Raw genomic sequence first — 25277 nt, forward strand, 5'->3', positions numbered from 1 at the left:
GCGATGATCCTGGCGTTCCTGCGCTTCGAGCTGCGCGAACAACTGCGCTCGCCCTTTTTGTGGTTGCTGGCCGCGCTATACGCATTGTTGGCCTTCGCCGCACTCTCCAGCGATGCCGTGCAAATTGGTGGCGGCATCGGCAATGTGCTGCGCAACGCGCCGACCGTCATTGCCAGGGTACTGGCGATCTTCAGTCTGCTCGGTCTGCTGGTGGCTGCCTTGTTCGTCAGCAACGCGTTGCTGCGCGATTTCGAGCTGGGCACTGCGGAGCTGGTGTTTTCCACACCCGTGCGCCGCCGCGATTACCTGGTCGGCCGCATCGGTGCGGCACTGATCGCCGGCACGGTGATGTATCTGGTGATCGTGCTGGGCATGTTCGTGGCGCAGTTCATGCCGTGGATTGACCAGGCGCGGCTGGGGCCCGTCGCGCTGCTGCCATACCTGTGGTCGCTGCTGGTGCTGGTCCTGCCCAACCTGCTCTTCACCACCGCGTTGCTGTCGGTGCTGGCGGTGACCACGCGCAGCATCCTGTGTGTCTACATCGGCGTCATCGTGTTTTTCGTGTTGTATGGCGTGAGCGGTGCGCTGCTGGCCGATCTGGACAACGTCTGGATCGCCACCCTGGCCGACCCACTCGGCATCCGCGCACTGTCGCAGACATTGCGCTATTGGTCGGCCGAACAACGCAACCTGCAGCTTCCTCCGCTAACCGGTTACCTGCTCGCCAATCGCGCCCTATGGCTGGGTATGAGCGGGCTGTTGTTCACTGCGACCTTCGCACTGTTCCGCACCGAACGCAGCGGCACGCGTCGTCGACGCGGCGCGGCGCCTGCTGCATCCACCAGCGCACAGGCAGCCAGCGTGCGCGTCACCACCACCCGCCTCGCAGTGACACCCGCCTTCGCGGCTAGCACCGCTTTTCAGCAACTGCTGCGCCAGATCCGTTTCGATACGCTCGGCGTGCTGCGCAGCGCGCCGTTCGTGGTGCTGCTGATCCTGGGCCTGGCCGACTTCATCCCGACCGCCCTGTTCAATGCGCGCATGTACGGTACCGCCGTGCTGCCGGTCACCTCATTGATGCTGCAAGCACTGCAGAACAGCTACAGCTTTCTGCTGATCATCGTGGTGCTGTTCTATGCCGGCGAACTGGTGTGGAAAGAACGCAGCAACCGCATCGACGGCATCACCGATGCCATGCCGGTGCCGGACTGGGTTCCCCTGCTTGGCAAGTTTGTGGCCTTGCTGGCAGTGATCGCCAGCTTCCAGCTCGCCGGCGCGTTGACCTCGATCGCGCTGCAACTTGGCCGCGGCTACACCACGATCGAGCCGCTGCTGTATCTCAAGACCCTGGCGCTTGGCTCGGTGCTGTATGTGCTGATGGGCGGCATGGCCCTGGTGCTGCAGGTACTGAGCAACAACAAGTTCGTCGGCTACGCATTGCTGATGCTGGTATTGATCGGGCAATCGGCGTTGTCACTGCTCGATTACACCCAGAATCTGTACAACTTCGGAGGCTGGCCCAACGCTCCGTATTCGGACATGAATGGCTTCGGCCATTTCCTGCCCGGGCAGTTGTGGTTTCAAGGCTATTGGGGCGTGTTCCTGCTGGCCTTGTTGCTTCTGTCCTCGGCGTTGTGGCCACGCGGCGTCGGCCATGGACTGCGTCAGCGGGTGCGCCTGGCATTGCAGCGCTTGCGCGGCGCGACCGGCGTGGCATTGGCGGTCAGCCTGCTTGGCTTTACGGCGATCGGCGGCTGGCTGTACTGGAACACCAACGTCTACAACAGTTTCCTGTCGCCGGAGCAGCAGCTAGACCTGCAAGCGCGCTACGAGCGTGATTACAGCAAGTACAGGGACCTGCCGCAACCACGCATCATTGCCGTGGATAACCATGTCGACCTGCATCCGGAAACGCAATCGGTGGTGATCGATGCCACCTGGACCGTGCGCAATCCTCATAGCGCGCCGATCAGCGAAGTGCATATCGGCATGCAGGGACGCACTGGCGACCGCAGCCTGGTCAACGTGGATCTGGGCGGGCAGACGCTGATCACCCACGATCGTGCGGCCGGCTACCGCATCTACCGGTTGCAGCGCCCGCTGCAACCAGGCCAAGTGCGCGTGTTCCGCTTCCGCGTGGACCAGCAACCGCATGGCATTACCGCCGCGCAGGCACAGACCGATCTGGTCGCCAACGGCAGCTTCTTCAATAGTCAGGTATTGCCTTGGTTCGGCTACAACAGCCAAAACGAGATCGCCGACCGCAACGATCGCCGCAAGCGTGGTCTGGGTGAGTTCACGCGCATGCCTAAATTGGAAGACCAGGCCGCACGCGCCAACACCTATGTCAGCAACGATGCCGACTGGCTCAGCTTCGCCAGCACCATCTGCACCGCACCGGACCAGATTGCGCTGGCGCCGGGCTATCTGCAGAAAGAGTTCCAGCAGGCTGGAAGGCGCTGCTTCCGCTATGTAATGGATCGCCCGATGCTGAACTTCTATGCCTACCTGTCGGCGCGCTGGCAGGTACGCAAGGCCTACTACAAAAAGATTCCGATCGAGATCTATTACGACCCCAAGCACCCGTACAACGTGCAACGCATGATCGAGAGCGTGCAGAAATCGCTGGCCTATGACGAGGCCAATTTCACCCCGTACCAGCATCACCAGGTGCGCATCATCGAGTTTCCGGGCTATGCGGGGTTTGCGCAGTCGTTCGCCAATACCATTCCTTATTCCGAATCGGTCGGTTTCATCGCCGACCTGCGCGACAAGGACGACATCGACTACGTGTTCTACGTCACCGCGCATGAAGTGGCGCACCAGTGGTGGGCGCATCAGGTGATCGGTGCGAATGTGCAGGGCGCCACGATGCTGTCCGAATCGCTGGCGCAGTACTCGGCGCTGATGGTGATGGAGCGCGAGTACGGGCGTGCGCACATGCGCCGCTTCCTCAAGTACGAACTGGACCGCTATCTGGAGGGCCGCGGCGGCGAGATCGTCGAAGAACTTCCGTTGTACCGGGTGGAGAACCAGCAATACATCCACTACCGCAAGGGGTCGCTGGCGTTCTACCGCCTGCGCGAAGAACTCGGCGAGCAGGCGCTCAATCGCGCGTTGCAGCGTTTCCTGCAGGCCAAGGCGTTTCAGCAACCGCCGTACACCACCTCGGCCGAGCTGCTGCAGGCGATTCGTGCCGAGGCCCGCCCGGACCAGCAGGGAATGATCACCGACTTGTTCGAAAAGATCACCTTCTACGACAACCGTGTGGTTAGCGCACAGGCCCGCAAGCGCCCGGATGGACGCTTCGATGTGACCGTGCAGGCGCAGGCGGCCAAGTTGCAGGCCGATGGCCGCGGCAAGGAGCATGCGGTGCCGATGGACGACTGGATCGAAGTCGGGATCTACGGTCTGCCCGCGGGCAAGAACGCGCAGGCGCCGGTACTGGCGCTGCAGCGGCAGCACGTCACCAGCGCCACGCCCAGCTTCACCCTGACCGTCGACGCCCTGCCCATCGAAGCCGGCTTCGATCCCGACAACAAGCTGATCGACCGGGTGCCGGACGACAATCGCAAGCGGGTGACGCTGCAATAGCGGCAATCGCGGTCACTGGCCGATGCTCGCTGGGCGGCCAGGACCGGCGACGAGTACAGCCAACGACTGCAAGCGAGCCGAATGATTCCGCGACAGCCGACGTGACGACGCGCACTGCGCACGTCGTCGACTCAGTCGCATCGAACGGACTGCGTTCGCCCATCCTCCCGGATGTCGGACAACGCGCGTCGCACGACGGGATTTGCCGACTCGGCGCCGGACCGCAAGCAGTCAGCCTGCGCAGCCGGCGTTCTCAGTGGAGCGGCTCGGCGACGGCACCGCAGCCGCGCGGTATGAACGCATCCCGCAGTGCGGCTTTCCGCCACCATACCCCACGGTATACATTCGCCATCAGGCCGCCGACGGCGGCCACAGCAATCCCTGGGAGGGGAATCATGCGCAAGACCTTCAAGACCCTGATGGTGGCCCTGCCGCTGGCGGCCGCCTCGCTGCTGGCCCAGGCGTCCGATTCGCCGGTGGGTCGCTGGAAGACCATCGACGACGAGACCGGCAAGCCCAAGTCGGTGGTGCAGATCGAACAGGCCGCCAACGGCACGTTGAGCGGCAAGGTGGTCGAGATCCTGCAGTCCAACAATGGCCCCAATCCGATGTGCGACAAGTGCGACGGTGCGCTGAAAGGCAAGCCGATCAAGGGCATGACCATCCTGTGGGGCCTCAAGGCCGACGGCACCGCCGTGTGGGGTGGCGGCTCGGTGCTGGACCCGGCCAAGGGCAAGACCTACAAGGCCAAGATCACCCTGACCGAAGGCGGCAAGAAGCTGCAGATGCGCGGCTACGTCGGCATCGAAGCGCTGGGCCGTACGCAGACCTGGGTGCGTGAGTAGCCGGGAATCGGGAATCGGGAATCGCAAGAGCGGGCGTCCTTCGGGGCGCCTTTTTTTGCGAACCCGGAGTACCGGCAGGCGAGAAGACCTGACACGCAAAGGTGACCGTCATTGCGCTCCCACAGCCGGCGACTAGCCTGCGCACATCAACATCGCGACAAACCTGGCCTGCTTCAACCGATTCCCCATTCCCAACTCCCCATTCCCGCCCCTTTCCCGACTAGTGCGATAATCGCGTGTCCCCCGCATCACGCCTGCCATGACCCGCACCGCACTTGTCACCACCGCTCTCCCGTATGCCAACGGTCCGCTGCATCTTGGCCACCTGGTCGGTTATATCCAGGCCGATATCTGGGTGCGCGCGCGCCGGTTGCGCGGCGACAAGACCTGGTTCGTCTGCGCCGACGACACCCACGGCACGCCGATCATGCTCGCGGCCGAGAAGGCCGGCGTCACCCCGGAAGCCTTCATCGCCAACATCCAGGCCAGCCATGAGCGCGATTTCGCCGCGTTCGGGGTGACCTTCGATCATTACGATTCGACCAATTCGCCGGTCAATCGCGAGCTCACCGAGGCCTTCTACAACAAGCTGGAAGCAGCCGGCCATATCAGCCGGCGCTCGGTGGCGCAGTTCTACGACCCGGCCAAGGGCATGTTCCTGCCGGACCGCTACATCAAGGGCACCTGCCCCAACTGCGGCAGCGCCGACCAGTACGGCGACAACTGCGAAGTGTGCGGCGCCACCTACGCGCCAACCGAGCTGAAGGAGCCCAAATCGGTGATCTCCGGCGCCACGCCGGAGCTGCGCGATTCGGAGCATTTCTTCTTCGAGGTCGGCCATTTCGATGGCTTCCTGCGTGAGTGGCTGGCCGGCGATGTGGCGTTGCCGGGCGTCAAGGCCAAGCTCAAGGAATGGCTGGATACCGAAGGCGGCCTGCGCGCGTGGGACATTTCGCGCGATGCGCCGTATTTCGGCTTCCAGATTCCCGGCCAGCCGGGCAAGTATTTCTACGTGTGGCTGGATGCGCCGATCGGCTATCTGTGCAGCTTCAAGACGCTGTGCGCGCAGATGGGCGAAGACTTCGACGCGCATCTGGTGGCCGGCACGCAGACCGAGCTGCATCACTTCATCGGCAAGGACATCGTCAATTTCCACGGGTTGTTCTGGCCGGCGGTGCTGCACGGCACCGGCCATCGCTCGCCCACGCGCCTGCACGTCAACGGCTATCTGACCGTGGACGGCGCCAAGATGTCCAAGTCGCGCGGCACTTTCGTGATGGCGCGGACCTTCCTGGATGTCGGCCTGGAGCCGGAGGCGCTGCGCTATTACTTCGCGGCCAAATCCTCGGGCGGCGTGGACGATCTGGACCTCAACCTGGGCGATTTCATCGCACGGGTGAATGCCGATCTGGTCGGCAAATTCGTCAACCTGGCCAGCCGCTGTGCCGGCTTCATCGGCAAGCGCTTCGACGGCAAGCTGGCCGACACGCTGCCCGATGCTGCGCAGTACGACCGCTTCGTCGCCGCGTTGGCGCCGATCCGCGAGGCGTATGAGCGCAACGATGCAGCCAGCGCGATCCGCCAGACCATGGCGCTGGCCGACGAGGCCAACAAGTACATCGACGACACCAAGCCGTGGGTGATCGCCAAGCAGGACGGCGCCGATGCGCAGCTGCAATCGGTCTGCACCCAGGGCCTGAACCTGTTCCGCATCCTGGTTGCCGGACTCAAGCCGATCCTGCCGCGCACCTGTGCCGAAGCCGAGGCGTTTTTGTCGGCGCCCATGACCAGTTGGGAAGATGTGCAGCGCCCGCTCACGGCGCACACGATCCAGCCCTACACCGCCCTGTTCACCCGTATCGACCCCAAACAGATCGACGCCATGACCGACGCTTCAAAAGACACTATGGCCGCACCTGCGGCTCCGGCTGCGACCAACGCCAGCAATGCAACGGTGGCCAAGACCGATGCAAAAGCAACTACGCCGGCCAATCCCCCCGCCTCCGTCTCGAATCCAGGGCTTATTGGCATCGACGATTTCGCCAAGCTCGATCTGCGCATCGGCAAGGTGCTGGTGTGCGAGTTCGTGGAAGGCTCGGACAAGCTGCTGCGCTTCGAGCTGGATGCCGGCGAGTTGGGCAAGCGACAGATCTTTTCGGGCATTCGCGGAAGTTACGGCGAACCGGAAACACTGGTCGGCCGCAGCGTGGTGTTCATTGCCAACCTGGCCCCGCGCAAGATGCGTTTCGGCATCAGCGAAGGGATGATCCTGTCGGCCGGCTTCGACGGCGGCGCCCTGGCGCTGCTGGATGCTGATAGCGGCGCGCAACCGGGTATGCCTGTCAGGTGAAGCGGGGGTGGGGAGTCTGGCTTGGGATTCGGGATTCGGGATTCGGGATCAGTAAAAGCCAGAGCCGATCGTTGGGGGAGACCTGACACGAGTGCTTGGCGCGTCCCCTCATCCGCCCCTGAGGGGCACCTTCTCCCGCACGCGGGAGAAGGAGTTAGATCAACGCTGGAGCAGCCCATCTCCCGTCGGGAGAGGGGTTGGGGTGAGGGTACGTGGCGAAGCCCTGGTACCGTTGCACCTGCACGTGGCTCCGTCCTTCCCCTCATCCGCCCCTGCGGGGCACCTTCTCCCGCGCGCGGGAGAAGGAGATAGATCAACGCTGGCGTAGCACCTCCCCCGCATGCGGGAGAGGACAGCAACCAGTCACCGCGCCCTCACCCCATCCCGAATCCCAACTCCCCAATCCCAGCCCCCATGCACCTGGCCCTGTTCGACTTCGACCACACCATCACCACCTGCGATACCTATGCGCGCTTTCTGCGCAAGGTCGCGGCGCCCGCGCAGTTGGCGTCGGCAAAGTGGCAGGTCGGTCCGTGGGTGCTGGGTTATCGGCTGGGCCTGGTGTCCGCTGCGGCGTTGCGTGCACGTGTGACCCGCATTGTCTTCAGCGGCCGCACGCTGGATGAGATGGCCGCACACGGCGTGGACTACGCGCGCAGCGCACTGCCGGGCGTACTGCGTGCAGAGATGATGCAGCGCATCGACTGGCATCAGGCGCAAGGGCACGAGGTGGTACTGGTGTCGGCGTCGGTGGATCTGTATCTGCAGCCGTGGTGCACCCAGCACGGGCTGTCGCTGATCTGCAATCGGCTGGAGCACAGCGACGGCCGCCTGAGCGGGCGCTATGCCGACGGCGATTGCGGCCCGCACAAGGCCGCGCAGATTCGCGCACGCTACGATCTGTCGCAGTACGCATGCGTGCATGCCTACGGCGACAGCCGCGAAGACACGCCGATGCTGGCACTGGCGCACCAGCGCTGGTATCGCGGCAATCCGGTGCACTGAGCGCGCATGCCCGACCCCGCGCCCACGTTGGTCGAACGGCTCGACCGCCTGCTGCCACAGACCCAATGCGGTCAATGCGGCTACGACGGCTGCCGCCCCTATGCGCAGGCCATGGCCGATGGGCTGGCCGGTGTCGACCACTGCCCACCCGGCGGCGATGCGGGCGCGCGGGCCCTGGCGCAGGTGCTGGAGGTACCGGCACGCCCCTTCGATCGCAGCCGCGGCGCGCACAAACCACAACAAGTCGCCTGGATCGTGGAGGCCGATTGCATCGGCTGCACCAAATGCATCCAGGCCTGTCCGGTGGATGCGATCGTCGGCGGGGCCAAACACATGCATACGGTGATCGCGCCGTTGTGCACCGGCTGCGAGCTGTGCCTGCCGGCGTGCCCGGTGGATTGCATCGAGCTGCGCGCCATCGGCTAGGTGCCGCAAGCGCGAGCCGCTGCGCCGCGAGCCCAGCACGGCCGGCGCCGGATGTCGCAACCGTCGCAGGTGGTTCTGCCGCTGCCGCGCACAAGCGCTCAACCGATGACACGCGTGCCGCGGTGTGCCAGGTACCCGAATGCACGCCGCAAGGATGGCGTGGTCTTGCGGCGTGATCGCAGGCAGGTTCCACGCGCAATGCCCGGCATCGCGGCGCCGTCCAAACCACCAGCCCGCGCGACCGCGTCCTACATTTCGTCAGGAACGTCCTGACGCCGCCGGCGCATCCATGCTGCGGCGGCGCCCGTATGAGTAGGCACTCCCATCGAGGAATCGGCCGATGCGCCCACTTGCTGCTGTCGTTGCTGCGCTGGCACTCCGCTGCCGGCCGATTCCGCCATTGTTGCTGCTGGTGCTGGGCAGCGTGCCGCTCAACGCGGTGGCGGTCACGCGGGTGGATGGCGACGTCTTCGATGCCGACAAGGGCGCTCTGCGCTACCGCGAATCGCACTGGCTGCTCGACGGTGGCGGGCGGCTGGTGCTGTACCGCTGCCCGAATGGGCAACCGTTCGCACGCAAACAGGTCGATGGCGGCAGCAGCTCGCCAGACTTCAGCCTGATCGATGGGCGCGATGGCTACCGCGAAGGCGTGCGCACGCGCGGCGGCGTGCGCGAGATGTTCCAGCAACAGCCCGGTAAACCCGAACGCAGCACGGCATTGCCGGCCGGCAAGGACGAGCGTGTGATCGATGCCGGTTTCGATGCCTATCTGCGCACCCACTGGGAGGCACTGGCCAGCGCATCGCAACGGGTGGACTTCGTGCTGCCCAGCCTGCAACGGCAGTTGGCGTTCCGGGTCGAACGTCTCGACGACAGCGCCGGCCAACGTCGCTTCCGCATTTCGCTCGATGCCTGGTATGGCGCAGCAGTGCCATCGCTGGAGGTGCGTTACTCCATCGCCAACAAACGCCTGCTCGAGTTCCGCGGCGTGGGCAATCTGCGCGATGCGCAAGGGCGCTACCCGCGCGTGCGCATCGTGTTTGCGGACACCGCTGCGCGTGCTGCCAGCGCGGACGACCTGCGCCAGGCACGCGAGCAGCCGCTGACCAAGAGCTGCAACGCGTCGTGAGCCAGGCCCGCGCCATCTTCACGTTCGACCACGCGCCGTTGCGTACAACGGCCCGGGCACCCATTCCCCGTACAGGAGCACCTCCATGGCAAAAGCTTATCTCTGGCTCAACGCAGTGCTCTACGTCGCCCTGGCGATCTGGTGCACGCTGTCGCCGGCCAAGACCGCAAACGCAGTCGGCTACACCCAGCTGTCGCCGGCCGGGCAATCGGAGTATCTGGTCATCTATGGCGGCCTGCAGTTGGGCATGGCGTTCCTGTTCGGTTACTTCGCCTGGATCAATCAACCGCGCACCGGGCTGCTGGTCGCGCTGGCGTTCTACGTCCCCATCGTGCTGTTCCGCAGCGTCTCGCTGTCGCGCTTGTGGCCGGTTTCCGCACCAACCGTCGCGCTTGCCGGTGTCGAGATCCTGTTGCTGCTCGCCGCCGTGCTGTTGTGGCTGCGCAAGTGACAGACAGCGCCTGCACAGTCCGGTAGCATCGCCCCCACCTTACCCAACGCCCGATCGCATGAGTGCCATTCCTGGCCAGGACGACGATGAAACCGGACGCCTGCTGACCGCAACTGCGGGCGGCGACCGGCATGCCTTCGAAGCGCTGTACCGGCAGACCTCGCCCAAGCTGTTCGGGGTCTGCCTGCGCATGATCCCGCAACGTGCCGAGGCCGAAGAGGTGCTGCAGGACGTGTTCACGCTGATCTGGCACAAGGCCGGTCAGTTCGATCCCAGCCGTGCCCGCGGGCTGACGTGGCTGGCGATGATCGCGCGCAACAAGGCGATCGATCATCTGCGTGCCAACGCGCCGCAGCGCCGCAACCTGGCGCTGGACGATGCCGGCGAACTGCGCGATGGCGATGCGTCTCCGCTGGAACGCACCGAGCGCGCCAGCACGCGTCGTCGCATCGACCACTGCCTGGCCGAACTCGAACCGCCGCGTAGCGAACTGATTCGCACCGCGTTCTTCGAAGGCATCACCTACGAAGAGCTCGCCGCGCGCACCGACACACCGATCGGCACGATTAAAAGCTGGATCCGTCGCGGCCTGGCCAAACTCAAGGCATGTCTGGAACGATGAGCACGCCCTTTCCCATCGACCAGGAACCGCCGCGCGACGTGTTGGCCGGCGAATACGTGCTCGGCCTGCTGAGCGCAGAAGAACGTCTGGCGGCAGAACAACGCATTGCGACCGACGGCCAGTTCGCCCAGGCGGTGCTGCAGTGGCAGGATCTTCTGGCCCCGTTGCTGGAAGAAATCTCCGCCGTGACCCCGCCTGATCAGGTGTGGGCGCAGGTGCGGCAGACGCTTGGCTTCGACACGCCGCTCCGTGCAGTGACATCGGCCGCGCCGGTAGCCACCACCGACAAGCCGGCCGCGCCATTGTGGAACAACGTGCGCGTGTGGCGTTGGGCCAGCGCTGGCGGCCTGGCGACCGCTGCGGTGTGCGTGCTCGCGTTGTTGAACCTGCGCACGCCGCCGGCACCGGTACCGCCTGTTGGCGATACGCCGGTGGTACAGACCCCGGTCACCCCGCCTGCGGCCACCACACCACCGGCCACCGGCATTGCAATGACCTCCACGCTGGCCACCGAAGACGGGCGTCCGGGCTATGTGGCGCTGATGGATGCCGACAAGCACACCATCACGGTGACGCCGCTGGATCGCACCGCCACGGCCGACAAGGTACCCGAGCTCTGGCTGATCACGCCGGACGGCAAGGCGCATTCGATGGGTATCTTCGACGATCAGCGTGCGCGTCGCGCGCAGATCCCGGATCAGCTGATGCCCATGCTCAGCAACGAGGCGATTCTGGCGGTGACGCTGGAACCGCCGGGCGGTGCACCGGGTGGCGTGGCCACCGGCACCGTGGTTGCCAAGGGCGGCATCAGCACGTTGGCAATGGCGCCCTGATCGGGCGCATGAGCACCTGCTGCGCGGCCGCAAGACGCGGCGCAGCAGGTGCCTGAGAGGGCCACCTCTCCTCACTGGCAATGCGTGCCATCCGTCCGGGATGAGCACGCCTGCGTAGCGCTGCTCCTGCACGCTCGCCTGCGCCGCCCACGCAGGCAACTTCACAAGCCACCTCATCAGCGTCAGTGATACTGAGCGCACACATCCGGGTGCGCGGTTGCGTCATTGCGCTGCGCAAACGCGCCAATCCTGTCCTTGCATGCGACGATCAAGCGACCTGGTGCATCTGTTTGCCGGCAGCTTGCGTAAAGGGTGTCGATAACCTACGGAGAACCACGCGTGCCGAGCACTGGACTCGACCCCCGCGCCGCAACGCCTCAACCCTCTCCCACACGTCGTGGCTGGGTTGCATCGCGCATCGGTAGCCTGCGTCGCTGGGTAGATTCGCAAACCGATGAGCCACTGGACGAGGCGCGCGCCGATCGTATCGACTGGCTGCGCGCCCTGCCCTTCATCGCGCTGCACGTGGCCTGCCTGTCGGTGATCTGGGTGGGCGCATCGTGGTTTGCGGTCGCCCTCGCACTGGCGCTGTACGCGCTGCGCATGTTCGCGCTCACCGGCTTCTATCACCGCTATTTTTCTCATCGCGCGTTCAAGACCTCGCGCGTGTTGCAGTTCGTGTTTGCCGCCATCGGTGCGACCTGCGTGCAGCGCGGGCCGCTGTGGTGGGCGGCGCATCACCGCAACCACCACCGGCATACCGACACCGGCCGCGACCCGCATTCGCCGGCCCAGCACGGGTTCTGGTGGAGCCACACCGGTTGGTTCCTGACCCCGCGCAACTTCCGCACCGATTGGGAGGTGATCCCGGACCTGCGCCGTTTCGGCGAGCTGCGTTTTATCGACCGCTTCGACATCGTGATGCCGGTGCTGCTCGCGCTTGGCCTGTATCTGCTTGGCGACTGGCTGGCCGACGCTGCGCCCGCGTTGCACACCAACGGCCCGCAGCTGCTGGTCTGGGGATTCGTGCTGTCCACCGTGGCGCTGTTCCATGCCACCTTCACCATCAATTCGCTGGCGCACCGCTTCGGTAGCCGGCGGTTCGAGACGCGCGACGACAGCCGCAACAACTGGCTGCTGGCGCTGATCACCTTCGGCGAAGGCTGGCACAACAACCACCATTTCTTCCCCGGTTCGGCGCGGCAAGGCATGCGCTGGTGGGAGTACGACGTCACCTGGTACGGCCTCAAAGCGATGTCGTGGGTGGGGTTGGTGTGGGATCTCAAGCCGATGCCGGCAATGCTCACCCGCCGCGCGCAACGGGTGACGCGATGAGCGAGGGCAGGATTGCCGTGGTCGGCAGTGGAATCGCCGGCCTGGGCGCAGCGTGGCTGTTGTCGCGTCGCTATGAGGTTTCCCTGTTCGAGGCGGCCGATTATCTCGGCGGCCACACCCACACGCACGACATCCAGCTGGACGGCCAGCGCTATGCGGTGGACAGCGGCTTCATCGTGTTCAACCCGCAGCACTATCCGTTGCTGACCCGCATGTTTGCCGAGCTGGACGTGGCATCGCAGCCGACCACGATGAGTTTTTCGGTGCACGATGCAGGCAGCGGGCTGGAATACAACGCCGGCAGTCTGGATGGATTGTTTTGCCAGCGGCGCAATCTGCTCAGCCCGCGCTTCTGGCGCATGCTCGCGGACCTGCGGCGTTTTTATCGGCAGGCACCGGCCGTGCTGCACAGCGACGAGCGTTTCAGCACGCTGGGCGCGTATCTGCAACGGCATGGTTACTCGGCAGCGTTTCGCGACCAGCACCTGGTGCCGATGGCGTCGGCGCTGTGGTCCTCGCCGTCGCAGACCATTCTTGAATTTCCGATGGGCCAGCTGATCGGCTTCATGGCCAATCACCACATGCTGCAGATCAGCGGCCGGCCGCAGTGGCAGGTGGTGCGCGGCGGGTCCAACAGCTATATCCGTGCATTGCGTCGGCGCTGGCAGGTGCTGGAGCGCCTGTCCACGCCGGTGCATGCGATCCGGCGCACGCCCGATGGCGTCATGCTCGCCTCGCTGCGCGGCGAAGAGTACTTCGACGAGGTCGTGCTGGCCTGCCATGCCGACGATGCGCTGGGATTACTGAGCGATGCCACCCCGGCCGAGCGGGAAATCCTGGGCGGCATCACCTACCAGGACAACGACACCGTGCTGCACACCGATGCCCGCGTGTTGCCGCGCGACAAGCGCGCCTGGGCAGCGTGGAATGCACATGTGCCGGCCGACCCGCAGGCGCCCTGCACGGTGAGTTACTGGATGAACGCGCTGCAGTCGATCGATGCGCCGCAGCCCTTCATCGTCAGCCTCAATCGCGACCATGACATCGACCCGGCCAAGGTGCTGCGGCGCATGCGCTATCGCCACCCGGTGCAGAATGCTGCCGCGCTGGCGGCGCAGGAGCGCAAAGCGGAGATCCAGGGCCGCCACCACACCTGGTTTGCCGGTGCCGCATGGGGCTTCGGCTTCCACGAAGACGGCCTGCGCAGCGGTGTGGACGTGGCCCACGGCCTGGGAGTGAATTGGTGATGCAGCTGCTGCGCGAAGCCAGCACCGACGCCGTGCCGCTGCCTCCCGGTGAGGACAGCGGCACCGGCAGCGTGGCCGGCGGCTTGCGCAGCGCAATCTACACCGGATGGGTGCGGCATCGCCGCTTCGCGCCCAAACCGCTGGATTTCCGTTACCGCCTGTTTTTGATGTATCTGGACCTGTCCGAACTGGATCAGGTGTTCGCCCATCGCTGGCTGTGGTCGGTAGGTCGCGCCAATCTGGCGCAGTTCCGCCGCAGCGATTATCTGGGCGACCCCACCGTTCCGCTGGATCAGGCAGTGCGTGATTGCGTGCAGGCGCAGACCGGCGAGCGCCCGGACGGCGCCATTCGGCTGCTGACGCATCTGCGCTACTTCGGCCATGTGTTCAATCCGGTGAGCTTTTATTACTGCTTCGATCGGTACGACGGTTTGCGCTGGATCGTGGCGGAAATCACCAATACACCCTGGCAGCAACGGCACACCTATGTGCTACCGGTTGCGCATGCACGCACGCATCGCGATGTCCATGCATGGCGGTTCGACAAACGCTTCCACGTGTCGCCGTTCATGGGCATGCAGCACCGCTACGACTGGCGCTTCAGCGTGCCGGATGCGCAGCTGCGCGTGCATATGGACGTGCTGGACGCCAATGACGACGACGCTGCCGGCGCAATCGACAACAGCGGCACGCGCCGCTTCGATGCCACGCTGGTCCTGCAACGCCAGCCGCTGACCGCACGCACGTTGGCGCGCACCTTGCTCGCCTATCCCTTGATGACCGTGCAGGTGGTGCTCGCCATCCACTGGCAGGCCTTGCGCCTGTGGCTGCGCGGCAATCCTGTCCACGATCACCCCCATCCGCCTGTGCGAGATCCCCGATGAACGCCACGTCCCTGCCCGATACTGCTGCGCCACGCGCGGCTTCCTGGACGGACCGCCTGCTGCGCAAGCGCCTGCTGGCCACCTTGGGCGAACTGCGCGACGGGCAGCTGCAGCTGCACGAGGGCGACGCGGTGACCACGCTGGGCAATGCCAGCGGTGCGCACGCGCTGCAGATGCAGTTGCGTGTCATCGACCCGGATTTTTATCGGCAGGCCGCACTCAACGGCAGCGTCGGTGCGGGCGAGTCGTACATGGATGGTCAGTGGCAGTGCGACGATCTGGTCGGGCTGATGCGCCTGCTGCTGCGCAATCGCGACCGACTGGATGCGATGGAGACCGGCACCGCGCGCCTGGGTGGCTGGGCGATGCGCAGCCTGCATGCATTCGCCCGCAATACCCGCAATGGCAGCCGACGCAACATCGCCGCGCATTACGACCTGGGCAACCCGCTGTTCAAGCTGTTTCTGGATGACAACCTGATGTACTCGTCGGCAATCTTCGTCGATGGCGAAGAAGCGCAGGGCGAAGCGGCGCTGGAACGTGCGGCCACGCGCAAGCTCGAACGCATCTGCCAGAAATTGCGCCTGGGTCCGCAACACCATGTGGTCGAAATCGGCACCGGCTGGGGCGGTTTTGCACTGCATGCGGCGCGCGAACACGGTTGCCGGGTCACCACCACCACCATCTCGCGCGAGCAGTTCGATCTGGCGACGCAGCGTATCGCCGATGCCGGCTTGAGCGACCGGGTCACCGTGTTGCTGAGCGACTACCGCGACCTGCAGGGCCGCTTCGATCGCGTGGTCTCGATCGAGATGATCGAGGCGATTGGCCACCAGTATCTGGACACCTACTTCGCCAAGGTGGGCAGCCTGCTTGCCGACGATGGCGAGGCGCTGATCCAGGCCATCACCATCGAAGATCACCGTTACAAGCAGGCGCTGCATTCGGTGGATTTCATCAAGCGGCATATCTTTCCCGGCAGCTTCATTCCGTCGGTCGCGGCGATGACCGGCGCGGTGGCGCGTGCCAGCGATCTGCGCCTGTTCAACCTTGAAGATATCGGTCCGAGCTATGCGTTGACGCTGCGCGCCTGGCGGCAGCGCTTCATGGCGCAGCTGCCGCAGGTGCGCGCACTGGGCTACGACGAACGCTTTATCCGCATGTGGGAGTTTTATCTGGCGTATTGCGAAGCCGGCTTTCTGGAGCGTTCGATCGGCGACGTGCACCTGTGGCTGAGCAAGCCCGGTGCGCGCCCGCCGCAGTTCGTGCCCGGTCTTGCGTGAGACATGAAGCAGCTCGGCAACTACCTCGGCTTGCAGGTGCTCTGGGTGGTGGCAGTGGCCGCCGCCGCGCATGCGCGCGTGTGGCCGACGCTGCTGGTACTGGCGCTGTTTGCGCTGTATCAACTGTGGCCTTCGCGACGCGCGGTGGGCGACGTGCCGTTACTGATCGCGGCATTGGCACTGGGCTTGCTGCTGGACACCACGTTGGCGGCTGGGAGCTGGGTGCGTTATGCCGCGCCCTGGCCTGGCAGCGTGCTGGCTCCACCGTGGATTCTGGCGCTGTGGCTGGGCTTTGCGCTCACGCTCAATCATTCGCTGCGCAGCGTGATGCAACGCCCCTGGTTGGCGGTGTTGCTGGGCGCCATCTTCGGGCCGTTTTCGTACTGGCTGGCGCAACGCAGCTGGCATGCGGTGGAACTGGCGCCACCGTTGCTGCATGCGGTCCTCGCGGTCGGCATCGGCTGGGGCGTGGCCTGCGGCGTGTTGTCGCTGTATGCACGGCGTCTGGCGCGACCATTGCCACACCATAAGACCGGAGAACTGCAATGACTGTGTGGCCGCTGCTGCATGTGGGCGTATTCGCAAGTGGGGTGATGGTGCTGGGCTGGCTCTGGCAGCGCCGCAGCGGCAATGCCGGCCCGGTCGACGTGTTGTGGGCCGCCTGTCTGGCGGTGGCTGCGCCGTATTGCGCGTGGATGTCCGACGGTGCGCTGCTACCACGCGTGTTGGTGGCAGTGCTTGGCGGTCTATGGGGCGCGCGTCTGGCCTGGCATCTGGGCGTGCGCGTGTTCGGCGACCCGCACGAAGACGGCCGTTATCGCGCGCTGCGTGAGCATTGGAACGGCGACCAGCGCAAGTTCCTCGGCTTCTTCCTGGCCCAGGCGGTGGTGGTGGTGCTGTTTGCGGTGCCGTTCCTGGCTGCGGCCAGCAACCCGAACCCGGAATGGAGCGTGTGGAGCACCTTGGCGATCGTGGTGTGGTTGATTGCGGTCGGTGGCGAGGCACTGGCCGACCGGCAGTTGTCTGCACACAAGGCCGACCCGGCCAATCGCGGCAAGACCTGTCGCACCGGGCTATGGCGATATTCGCGTCACCCCAATTATTTCTTCGAGTTCGTGCACTGGTTCGCCTATCTGGCCCTGGCGGTCGGCGCCGGGCCCTGGCCGGTGGCGCTGTGCGCGCTCGGGCCGGTGGTGATGTTCGTGTTTTTGTATCGCTTCACCGGTATTCCCTACACCGAGCAGCAGGCCCTGCGCTCGCGTGGTGAGGATTACGCGCAGTACCAGCGCACCACCAGTGCGTTTTTCCCGCTTCCCCCTTCGTCCTGAGTTGCCTGGAGAGTTGCATGTCCACCGTCACCGCCCCGCCCTCCGCGCTGCCCGAAGAAGCTTTTGCCACCCGTCTGGCCGAATCCGGCGTGCTGCCCGACGCCGCGTTGCGTCACGGCATCCGGCGTCTGTGCGCGCAGCGCCTGCGCGATGAGCGCGGCGGCGATGCCGATGCCAACGGCGAGCGGCAGCGCGCTTTCATCGACAGCCTGCGCGCCAGCGCGATCGCGATCGAAACCGATGCTGCCAATCGCCAGCACTACGAATTGCCGCCGCAGTTCTTCACCCTGTGCCTGGGCAAGCGGCTGAAATACAGCAGCTGCTATTGGGACGCGAGCACGCCGAACCTGGACGCGGCCGAAGAACGCATGCTGGGGCTATACGGCGAGCGCGCCGAGCTGGCCGACGGCCAACGCATTCTGGAGCTGGGCTGCGGCTGGGGCTCGCTGACCTTGTGGATGGCCGAGCGCTACCCCAACGCCACCATCACTGCGGTGTCCAACTCGCGCCCGCAGCGCGCGCATATCCTGGAGCAGTGCCGCGTGCGCGGCCTGGGCAACGTGCAGGTCATCACCGCCGACGTCAATGCGCTGGCACTGCCGCCAGGCAATTTCGACCGCGTGGTATCGGTGGAAATGTTCGAACACATGCGCAACTACCGCGATCTGCTTGCACGCGTGGGCAGCTGGCTGGCGCCAGGCGGCAAGCTGTTCGTGCACATCTTCTGTCACCGCGATCTGGCCTATCCGTTCGAGGTGGCCGGCGAAGACAACTGGATGGGGCGGCATTTCTTCACCGGCGGGCTGATGCCGGCGGCCGATACGCTGCTGCACTTCCAGCAGGACGTGGTGATCGAACAACGCTGGGTCTTGTCGGGCGAGCATTATGAAAAAACCGCCAATGCCTGGTTGGAAAACCAGGACCGCCACCGCGCGCAGATCATGCCGCTGTTGAAGCAGACCTACGGCGACGACGCGCAGCGCTGGTGGCAGCGTTGGCGCATGTTCTGGCTGGCCTGCGCGGAGCTGTTCGGCTACGACCACGGCCGCGAATGGGGTGTGGCGCACTACCGCTTCGTCAAACGCTGAGCGCACGGCGCGTTCAAACGCCTGCGTGGCGATGACTGGCAGGCAGGGGCGCACCTCGATAGGCATCCGCGTATACGCATCACGCGAGCCGTCGCACGGTTTGGCAATGCAGCGTAGGCGCAACCCGCGAGGCACACCGATCGCGCGACGGGCGCAACGCGTCGCAAGCCAGGTCAGCGGCCAACGCGCTTCAACCCGCCGACGGTGAAGCGCGCCCTGCACAACCCGGCTGACCCAATGCCATTCAGCGTCATCGGTGCCAGGCGCTTACGGCGTTTACGAAAACGCAGTACGCGGGGATGACAAACCGATCACCGACACCGCCGCACACCCTGGCGGATGCGCGGCCGTGTTGGTTACCGCATGGAGTGCGCGATCAGCCCGCCGCTGCGGTGATCACGATCTCCACTTTCCATTCAGGCCGCGCCAGTTTGGCTTCGACCGTGGCGCGTGCGGGCGTGAAGCCGTGCGGCACCCATTCGTCCCATGCGGCATTCATGCCGTCGAAATCGGCGATATCGGCCAGGTAGATTTCGGCGCGCAGGATCTTGGTCTTGTCGCTGGCCGCCAGCGACAGCAGTTTGTCGATCTCGGCCAGCACCTGGCGGGTCTGCCCGGTGATGTCTTCGCTGGTGTCATCGGCAATCTGGCCGGCCAGGTAGCACACGCCGCCATGGACGGTCATCTCGGACATACGCGGACCCGCATCGAATCGCTGCAGCATTTCAGACTTCCTACGGTTGATTGACCCGGCCATTGTCACGCGAATGCGCGATGCGTGCAGCCCCGCCCCGTACGGTGCGCGTCAGCCACAGCCCCACCCGCACCATCCAGACCACGATCAGCACGATGGCGATCTTCTGGCTGATCCCCAGCGGTGCGCTGGTAACCGTGACGTGGAACAGCAAGGCCGCAAATGCCGCCCAACCGAGCACGCATGCGCTGAAAACATGTGCGCGCCACGCGCGATCGCGGCGGAAGTACCACGACTGCAGCAACACCGCTGCGATCACGCACAGAAACGTGGCATCGGCCGACAGCACATGCACCAGCTTTGCCGCGTTCGGCGCCAGCACCGGCATCCAGCTGTCGCCGATGGAGACCGCGCACAAGCCCAGCGCTGCCAGCCAGAAAAATCCCAGCACCGTGCGGCTGCGCGCCGTCGGTGCCAGTGCCGCATACAGACCAGCGGCCAGCCATGCCATCGCCGCAGCCAACAGGCAGTAGGCGGTGCGCAGCAGCAGACCGTAGGCGCCATGCAGATAGGCGCTGAGTTGTGCATCGATCCACCACAGATCGCCACGCAGCCATTGCAACGCGAACACCAGGCCGATGAACGCCATGCCGGCAACTGCCGCCACCCCACCGGCATGCCCGCTCCAGCGTGGCGCGCGTCCCGGCAGGGTCTGCGCAACATGCGCGCGAAGGTCGGTCGTGGGCATCAGCAGCCTGTCTGCCTTGCAACGGTGACGCCGTCCATCGGGTTCGCCTGCGGCACGCATATGCGTCTTTGCCCTATGATGCGCGCGGCCGTCCCGGACCGACAGATGTCGGCTCTTACGAGCCTGCGTTCACCCCCGTTTCGGCACATCGCGATCACGCTGCATGCTTCTTCAACCCGCCTGGCACATGCAGATCTTTGCGCACGCGGCACGTATCGTGCAGGCGTCCTTCTTCCCTCTTATGCAGATCCCGTTGCCCTCATGACGGATACCCCCGTGTCTTCCGAAGCGTCTGCCAGCGGTTGGCGTCGCGCCCTGCCGGTCATCATCAGCCTGGCGATCCTGGCGATGGCGCTGCACGCGCTGTCCTCGCAGTTCACCGACCATGGGTACCGCCAGATCCGCCAGGCGTTCCGGGCGTTGGGTGCGGGGCAGATCGCACTGACCTTGCTGCTCGGGTTAAGCAGCTACGCCTGCCTGGTGGGCTTCGACTGGGTCGGGCTCAAGCGCACCGGCAAGCGGCTGCATCCGGCGCGGGTGGGCATCACCGCCTTCATGGCGCATGCGGTCGGCCAGACCCTGGGCTTTGCCGCGCTGACCGGGGGCGCGGTGCGCTTGCGCGGCTATGGCAGCGTCGGGCTGAGCCTGGCCGAGATCGGCCAGGTGGTGCTGATGAGCACGCTGGGCTTCATCTTCGGTGCCTGGGTGCTGCTCGGGCTTGCCCTGATGCTGGAACCGGAAGCGGCCGCGCGTGCCCTGCCGATCGCTGCCGAAGGCATTCGCATTGCCGGCATCGCCTTACTGGTCGGCTATGTGGCGATGCTGGTATTGGTCGGCAAACAGGGCCGCGAATTCGGCATCCGCAGCCATCGCTTCTGGCTGCCCGACCGCACCACCGTGCTCGGCGTCACCGCCCTCAGCCTGGTCGAGCTGGGCCTGGCCGCGGCGGCGTTCTACGTGCTGCTGCCGCCGGACCCGGGCACCGGCTACTTCGGTTTTATCGGCATCTGGCTGGTGGCGGTAGTGGCCGGCCTGATCTCCACCGTACCGGCCGGGCTGGGCGTGTTCGAGTGGAGCCTGCTCAAGCTGCTGCCGCATGTAACGCCTGCCGCCGTGCTGGCCGCGGCGCTGGCGTATCGCGTCACCTACTACATCGTGCCGTTGCTGATTTCAGTGGCGATGGCGGCCGCCTCCGGGCTGGGGGCACCGGTCCGCGCCAGCGCCAGCACCGCACGCACGGTGTGGAAGGCGCTGCGCCCGTGGCTGCCGCAGATCCTGGCCCTGGCGGTGTTTGCGGTGGGCGCGGCGCTGGTCATCGACGGCACCCTGCCAACGCCCCGCGCGCGGCAGCAGGTCGCGCCGCTGCCACTGATCGAAACCTCGCATCTGCTGGTCAGCCTGGGCGGCATGCTGCTGCTGTTGATCGGCCAGGGCCTGCAGCGCCGCAGCCATGCGGCCTGGATGCTGGCGCTGGGCGTGTGCGTGCTGCTGCCGCCACTGTCGCTGCTGCGCGGCAGCCATATCTCGGTGTCGTTGTCGGCGGCGCTGGCAGCAGTCGCGCTGTGGGCCGCGCGGCGCGAGTTCTACCGCCAGGGGGCGCTGCTGGACGAAGCCTGGTCATGGCGCTGGCTGAGCAACCTCGGCCTGGTGCTGGTGGCTACCTTCTGGCTGCTGTTCTTCGTCTACAGCCATGTCGAATACAGCAACGACCTGTGGTGGCAATTCGCCACCTCGGCTAACGCACCGCGTGCGCTGCGCGCGGCGTTGATTCTATGCGTGGGCGTGATCGTGTTCGGCATGGCGCGGCTGCTGCGTGGCGGGCGCCGACCGATGCCGGCTGCCGATGCGCAAACCCTGCAGACGCTGGCCCCGATTCTGGAGATCAGTACCGACACCCAGGCCTGCCTGGCGTTGACCGGCGACAAGGCGTTTCTGTTCGATGCGCAGGGCCGTGGCTTTGTGATGATGCAGCGCTACGGTGGCTCGCTGATTTCGATGGGCGACCCGGTCGGCCCGCCGGAGGTGGCGCGCGCGCTGATCTGGCGCTTCCGCGAGGAGGCCGACCACATGGGCCTGCGCCCGGTGTTCTACCAGGTCGGCGAAAAATACTGGCAGACCTATCTGGACATGGGCCTGACCCTGGTCAAGCTTGGCGAAGAAGCGATCGTGCCGCTGGAGGGCTTCACCCTGGAAGGCCGCGACCGCGCCGATCTGCGCCAGGCCTGGAACCGCGGCAAGCGTGGCGGCCTGACCTTCCGCATGCTGCAACCCGAGCAGGTGGACGCGGTGTTGCCGCGCCTGGCCGAGGTGTCCGAACAGTGGCTGGAAGAAAAATCCGGCGAAGAAAAAGGCTTCTCGCTCGGCAGCTTCGATGCGGAGTATCTGCGCCGTTTCCCGGTGGCAGTGGCCGAGGCAGAAGGGCAGATCGTGGCCTTCGCCAACGTGTGGTGGGCACCGGCCGGCGGCGAGCTGTCGGTGGACCTGATGCGACATAGCGCCGAGGCGCCCAAGGGCACGATGGATTTCCTGTTCATCGAGCTGTTCCTGTGGGGCCAGGCCAATGGCTATACGCGGTTCTCGCTGGGCATGGCGCCGTTGTCGGGGCTGGCCGAGCACCGCCTGGCTGGCCGCTGGAACCGCTTTGCCAGCCTGGTCGCACGCCATGGCGAGCGCTTTTACGGCTTCAGCGGGCTGCGTCGGTTCAAGTCGAAGTTCGCCCCGACCTGGCGCCCGCGCTATCTGGTCGCACCCGGCGGCATGCATCTGCCCGCCGCGCTGCTGGACGTGACCCGGCTGATCTCGGTGGACCCCGGCCGGCAAGAGTAAGGCCGCTGACGCACCTGTGCCCTCTTCGGCGCAGGTGGGTTCATCGCTCGCACAATGTGGTTGCACGGCTTGAAGCGGCTGGCAGCACGTAGCGAGCCGCCGTCGGGTTGGCGCACGCAGAACCAGCGCGTGCAGCTGGCACCTGTCATACCGAAGACCGGCCCCGCCCGCCTGGCGGTGAGCGCAGGCATGTTGTCAGCCGCTCTTGATTGCGTGCTTGCCGCAGCGACGGATCAGCAGGGCATCAACGCGATGCCCTGCACTTTCAGGGTTTGGACAGGCCGTGCATCTGCTCCATGATCACCTTGGCCAGGGTCGCGTAGTCGCCCTTGAAGTGGTGATCGCCCGGCAGCGCCACGCGCTTGGCGGCCTGCGCAGGCAGGCTCGGGCACAACGCATCGTCGTCGTCCTGGCCGTAGATGCACACCGTGGTGCCGGCCGGCAGACGCTGTACTTCCGGCGCGATCGGCAGACCTTCGTCGTCCGAGCCCAGCCAGTTGCTGACATGGAATTCGTAGTCGGCCAGCTTGCCCACCGACAACAGTGCGGTCATGCGGATGTTCTGCTTGGTCTCCGCCGGCAATTTATTGATCGCCGCCGGCAACACATCCGCGCCTTGCGAGAAGCCGATCAGCACCACGCGCTTGCGCTGCCAGCGCTGCGCATAGACGCGCGCAATGCGGTCCAGGTCGGTGGCGAAGCCTTGCGGCGTGCGCTCGGTCCAGAAGTAACGCAGCGAATCCAGCCCGACCACCGGAATGCCCTGCGCGGCAAGCGCGTCGGCCACTTCTTCGTCCAGCCCGGCCCAACCGCCATCGCCGGACACGAAAATCACGAAGGTATCGTCGTCGCTGTCGCCGTCCGGCTTGGCCGGCAATTCGACCACCGGCAGGTCGGTCAGACCGCCCGGTGGCGGCGGCAGGGCCACCCCCTTCTGTTCGCCCAGCGAACGGGCGGCGGCGCGCAAGCCAGGCACGATGTCGCCTTGCGCAGACCGCTTGAAGGTGCGGGCCTGCGGAATCTGTTTGAGAAAGGCGTCTTCGGCTGCCGCAGGGCAGCGCTTGTCCTGGCTGCCGGCCAGCACCCAGGGAATCTGCAGCGTCACCGGAACCAGGCTATTGCTGCCCGGGCGCACACCCGGCTGACAGATCGCCTGATCGGACACCGTGGCCGGGCACAGGCCGTCGGTGAGCACGCCAGCCAGCACATGCGGCTTGGCCTGCGCACCGATGGCGTACGCCAGCGCCGCACCTTCGCCATCGCCCACCAGCAACGGCAGCCGATAGGTGGGGATGTGATAGAAGGCCTGCAGATAGCGCGAGAAGTTCTCCACATCGCCTACCGAAAACGTACACGTGCCGCCGGCCTTGCGCAGGACCGCGTACAGATGCGCGGTATCCACCACCGCCACCATCGCGCCATCGTCGCGCAGGGCTTGCGCCTGAGCCTGACGCGTGCCGGCATTGCCCGCGCCCGCCAGCCAGATCACCACCCGCTGCGGCTCGCCCTTGGGCATCAACACCGGGATCTGTTCAAAACGCCCGTGGCTGACCGGTTCCGGAGCCTGTGCGGCGGCCACTCCCGACAGCGTCAACACCGCCGCGCCGCAGAGCGCGCTCCATCGTTCAAGTCGTCGCATGTCGCACCATCGGGAAAAGTGATCCAAAGATAATCGTTCCGGCAGTCACCGCGAAGCGCGACCCTTCGTTCATCGCGCCTGTGCCGCCTGACGTTCTTCCCAGGCGGCCAGGGCCTGGCGGTAACGTGTCAGCTCCTCGGCATACAGATCGTGCACGCACAACGGGCAGCCGCTCTCGCAACACTCGTTGGGCGCGGGTGCCTGCGGCGCTTGCGGACGTGGATCGGAGGCGGAACTGGCGCTGTCGTGCATGCGGCCATTGTAGCGTGCGCATCCGCAGCGTCTGGTTGACGCGGCGCGCGGCAGAAGCGCCGGCTCAGCGGCCCAGCCGGCGACGCAGGTTGTCGCGCGCTGCCGAATCGATGCGTGCGTGAAAATACGCGCTGAGGAAGATGCGCGGCCGCTTGAGCAGCCCGGCCAGGAAGCGGCGGCGATTGAGCCGGAACAGCAACGCGGGGACATGGCCGCGGTATTCCTCGGCGATCGCACGGTCGTAGGCATCGAAAATGGCGGCGGGCGCGGCCAGAATCGCCATGTCGCAATCCAGGAACAGTGCCGCCTCCTCGTCCACATCCTGCGGTTGCAGTTGCCCATGGCGCGCTGTGAGCAGAATCAGCGCCTGCACGCGTTGCAGATCCACCTCGGCCTGCGGCCACCAGCGCGGGATGCAGTCCATGGCCCACTGCGCAGATTCGGCTTCGTTATCGCTGCGCCCGGGCTGATAGATCGCATCGTGGAACAGCACCGCCAGCCAGACCTCCACCGGCTGCTGCCACCCCGGCCCGGCAGCCACCTCGGCATAGTGCTGCAGCAGTGCGCGCACATGGCCGAAGTGATGGTAAGCGCGCGGCGGCGTGGCATAGGCCTGCTCCAACGCGGCCAGATGGTCGGCATGCAACGGCAGGGGTGTGGTGGCATCCATGCGCGCAGGCTACCGCGTGCGTGCGCGT

22 protein-coding genes are annotated in these 25277 nt (G+C 65.7%); 17 read left to right on the top strand and 5 right to left on the bottom strand.

Annotated features, from left to right (window positions below):
- Positions 1-3 precede the first annotated feature (3 nt).
- The 16 genes from ABQZ00_RS12900 (at position 4) to ABQZ00_RS12975 (ending at position 18420) form a co-directional block, all read left to right on the top strand.
- The gene (locus tag ABQZ00_RS12900; RefSeq protein ID WP_323538156.1) at positions 4-3594 is read left to right on the top strand and encodes an ABC transporter permease/M1 family aminopeptidase; all 3591 of its coding nucleotides are present in this window, start codon (positions 4-6) and stop codon (positions 3592-3594) included.
- A gap of 395 nt (positions 3595-3989) precedes the next feature.
- On the top strand, positions 3990-4439 hold the full coding sequence (locus tag ABQZ00_RS12905) for a DUF2147 domain-containing protein (protein WP_055845208.1): 450 nt from the start codon (positions 3990-3992) through the stop codon (positions 4437-4439).
- A gap of 259 nt (positions 4440-4698) precedes the next feature.
- Positions 4699-6789, top strand: a complete 2091-nt coding sequence (gene metG / locus ABQZ00_RS12910) for a methionine--tRNA ligase (RefSeq protein WP_323538155.1) — start codon at positions 4699-4701, stop codon at positions 6787-6789.
- A gap of 414 nt (positions 6790-7203) precedes the next feature.
- Positions 7204-7794, top strand: a complete 591-nt coding sequence (locus ABQZ00_RS12915; RefSeq protein ID WP_055845211.1) for an HAD family hydrolase — start codon at positions 7204-7206, stop codon at positions 7792-7794.
- Between the two features lie 6 nt (positions 7795-7800).
- Positions 7801-8220, top strand: coding sequence for an Rnf electron transport complex subunit RnfB (gene rnfB / locus ABQZ00_RS12920; protein ID WP_323538154.1), 420 nt, complete (start codon positions 7801-7803; stop codon positions 8218-8220).
- 340 nt (positions 8221-8560) lie between these two features.
- Positions 8561-9349 (top strand): hypothetical protein, encoded by a 789-nt coding sequence (locus ABQZ00_RS12925; protein ID WP_323538153.1) that lies wholly within the window; start codon positions 8561-8563, stop codon positions 9347-9349.
- An 85-nt stretch (positions 9350-9434) separates the two neighbouring features.
- On the top strand, positions 9435-9800 hold the full coding sequence (locus tag ABQZ00_RS12930; protein WP_323538152.1) for a DUF4345 domain-containing protein: 366 nt from the start codon (positions 9435-9437) through the stop codon (positions 9798-9800).
- A 58-nt stretch (positions 9801-9858) separates the two neighbouring features.
- Positions 9859-10422 (top strand): sigma-70 family RNA polymerase sigma factor, encoded by a 564-nt coding sequence (locus ABQZ00_RS12935; RefSeq protein WP_323538151.1) that lies wholly within the window; start codon positions 9859-9861, stop codon positions 10420-10422.
- On the top strand, positions 10419-11255 hold the full coding sequence (locus tag ABQZ00_RS12940; RefSeq protein ID WP_323538150.1) for an anti-sigma factor: 837 nt from the start codon (positions 10419-10421) through the stop codon (positions 11253-11255). The genes ABQZ00_RS12935 and ABQZ00_RS12940 overlap by 4 nt, the downstream gene beginning before the upstream one ends.
- Before the next feature lie 339 nt (positions 11256-11594).
- Positions 11595-12590: an acyl-CoA desaturase gene (locus ABQZ00_RS12945; RefSeq protein ID WP_323538149.1), complete on the top strand. Its 996-nt coding sequence runs from the start codon at positions 11595-11597 to the stop codon at positions 12588-12590.
- Positions 12587-13837: an NAD(P)/FAD-dependent oxidoreductase gene (locus ABQZ00_RS12950; RefSeq protein WP_115512162.1), complete on the top strand. Its 1251-nt coding sequence runs from the start codon at positions 12587-12589 to the stop codon at positions 13835-13837. The genes ABQZ00_RS12945 and ABQZ00_RS12950 overlap by 4 nt, the downstream gene beginning before the upstream one ends.
- Positions 13837-14721: a DUF1365 domain-containing protein gene (locus ABQZ00_RS12955; RefSeq protein WP_323538353.1), complete on the top strand. Its 885-nt coding sequence runs from the start codon at positions 13837-13839 to the stop codon at positions 14719-14721. Before ABQZ00_RS12950 ends, ABQZ00_RS12955 begins: the two co-directional genes overlap by 1 nt.
- Positions 14718-16004: a class I SAM-dependent methyltransferase gene (locus ABQZ00_RS12960; protein ID WP_323538148.1), complete on the top strand. Its 1287-nt coding sequence runs from the start codon at positions 14718-14720 to the stop codon at positions 16002-16004. The genes ABQZ00_RS12955 and ABQZ00_RS12960 overlap by 4 nt, the downstream gene beginning before the upstream one ends.
- 3 nt (positions 16005-16007) lie before the next feature.
- The gene (locus ABQZ00_RS12965; RefSeq protein WP_115553349.1) at positions 16008-16553 is read left to right on the top strand and encodes a DUF2878 domain-containing protein; all 546 of its coding nucleotides are present in this window, start codon (positions 16008-16010) and stop codon (positions 16551-16553) included.
- Positions 16550-17332: a DUF1295 domain-containing protein gene (locus tag ABQZ00_RS12970; protein ID WP_323538147.1), complete on the top strand. Its 783-nt coding sequence runs from the start codon at positions 16550-16552 to the stop codon at positions 17330-17332. The genes ABQZ00_RS12965 and ABQZ00_RS12970 overlap by 4 nt, the downstream gene beginning before the upstream one ends.
- A 17-nt stretch (positions 17333-17349) precedes the next feature.
- Positions 17350-18420 (top strand): SAM-dependent methyltransferase, encoded by a 1071-nt coding sequence (locus ABQZ00_RS12975; RefSeq protein ID WP_115553347.1) that lies wholly within the window; start codon positions 17350-17352, stop codon positions 18418-18420.
- 376 nt (positions 18421-18796) lie between these two features.
- Here the strand turns inward: ABQZ00_RS12975 and ABQZ00_RS12980 are convergent, their stop codons facing one another.
- The gene (locus ABQZ00_RS12980; RefSeq protein WP_055845242.1) at positions 18797-19144 is read right to left on the bottom strand and encodes a RidA family protein; all 348 of its coding nucleotides are present in this window, start codon (positions 19142-19144) and stop codon (positions 18797-18799) included.
- 10 nt (positions 19145-19154) lie between these two features.
- The gene (locus tag ABQZ00_RS12985) at positions 19155-19862 is read right to left on the bottom strand and encodes a DUF998 domain-containing protein (RefSeq protein WP_323538146.1); all 708 of its coding nucleotides are present in this window, start codon (positions 19860-19862) and stop codon (positions 19155-19157) included.
- Between the two features lie 261 nt (positions 19863-20123).
- Between ABQZ00_RS12985 and mprF the strand changes: the two genes are divergently transcribed.
- Positions 20124-22688, top strand: coding sequence for a bifunctional lysylphosphatidylglycerol flippase/synthetase MprF (gene mprF, locus ABQZ00_RS12990; protein ID WP_323538145.1), 2565 nt, complete (start codon positions 20124-20126; stop codon positions 22686-22688).
- Between the two features lie 265 nt (positions 22689-22953).
- Here the strand turns inward: mprF and ABQZ00_RS12995 are convergent, their stop codons facing one another.
- The 3 genes from ABQZ00_RS12995 to ABQZ00_RS13005 form a co-directional block, all read right to left on the bottom strand.
- Positions 22954-24327 (bottom strand): virulence factor, encoded by a 1374-nt coding sequence (locus ABQZ00_RS12995; RefSeq protein ID WP_115512169.1) that lies wholly within the window; start codon positions 24325-24327, stop codon positions 22954-22956.
- 69 nt (positions 24328-24396) lie between these two features.
- A complete protein-coding gene (locus ABQZ00_RS13000) occupies positions 24397-24579 on the bottom strand; it encodes an oxidoreductase-like domain-containing protein (RefSeq protein WP_115512170.1) in 183 nt (60 codons plus the stop codon).
- Positions 24580-24643: 64 nt separating this feature from the next.
- The gene (locus ABQZ00_RS13005) at positions 24644-25249 is read right to left on the bottom strand and encodes an HD domain-containing protein (RefSeq protein ID WP_055845253.1); all 606 of its coding nucleotides are present in this window, start codon (positions 25247-25249) and stop codon (positions 24644-24646) included.
- Between the last annotated feature and the right edge of the window lie 28 nt (positions 25250-25277).

Source organism: Xanthomonas sp. WHRI 10204, from assembly GCF_040202875.1.
Classification (GTDB): domain Bacteria; phylum Pseudomonadota; class Gammaproteobacteria; order Xanthomonadales; family Xanthomonadaceae; genus Xanthomonas.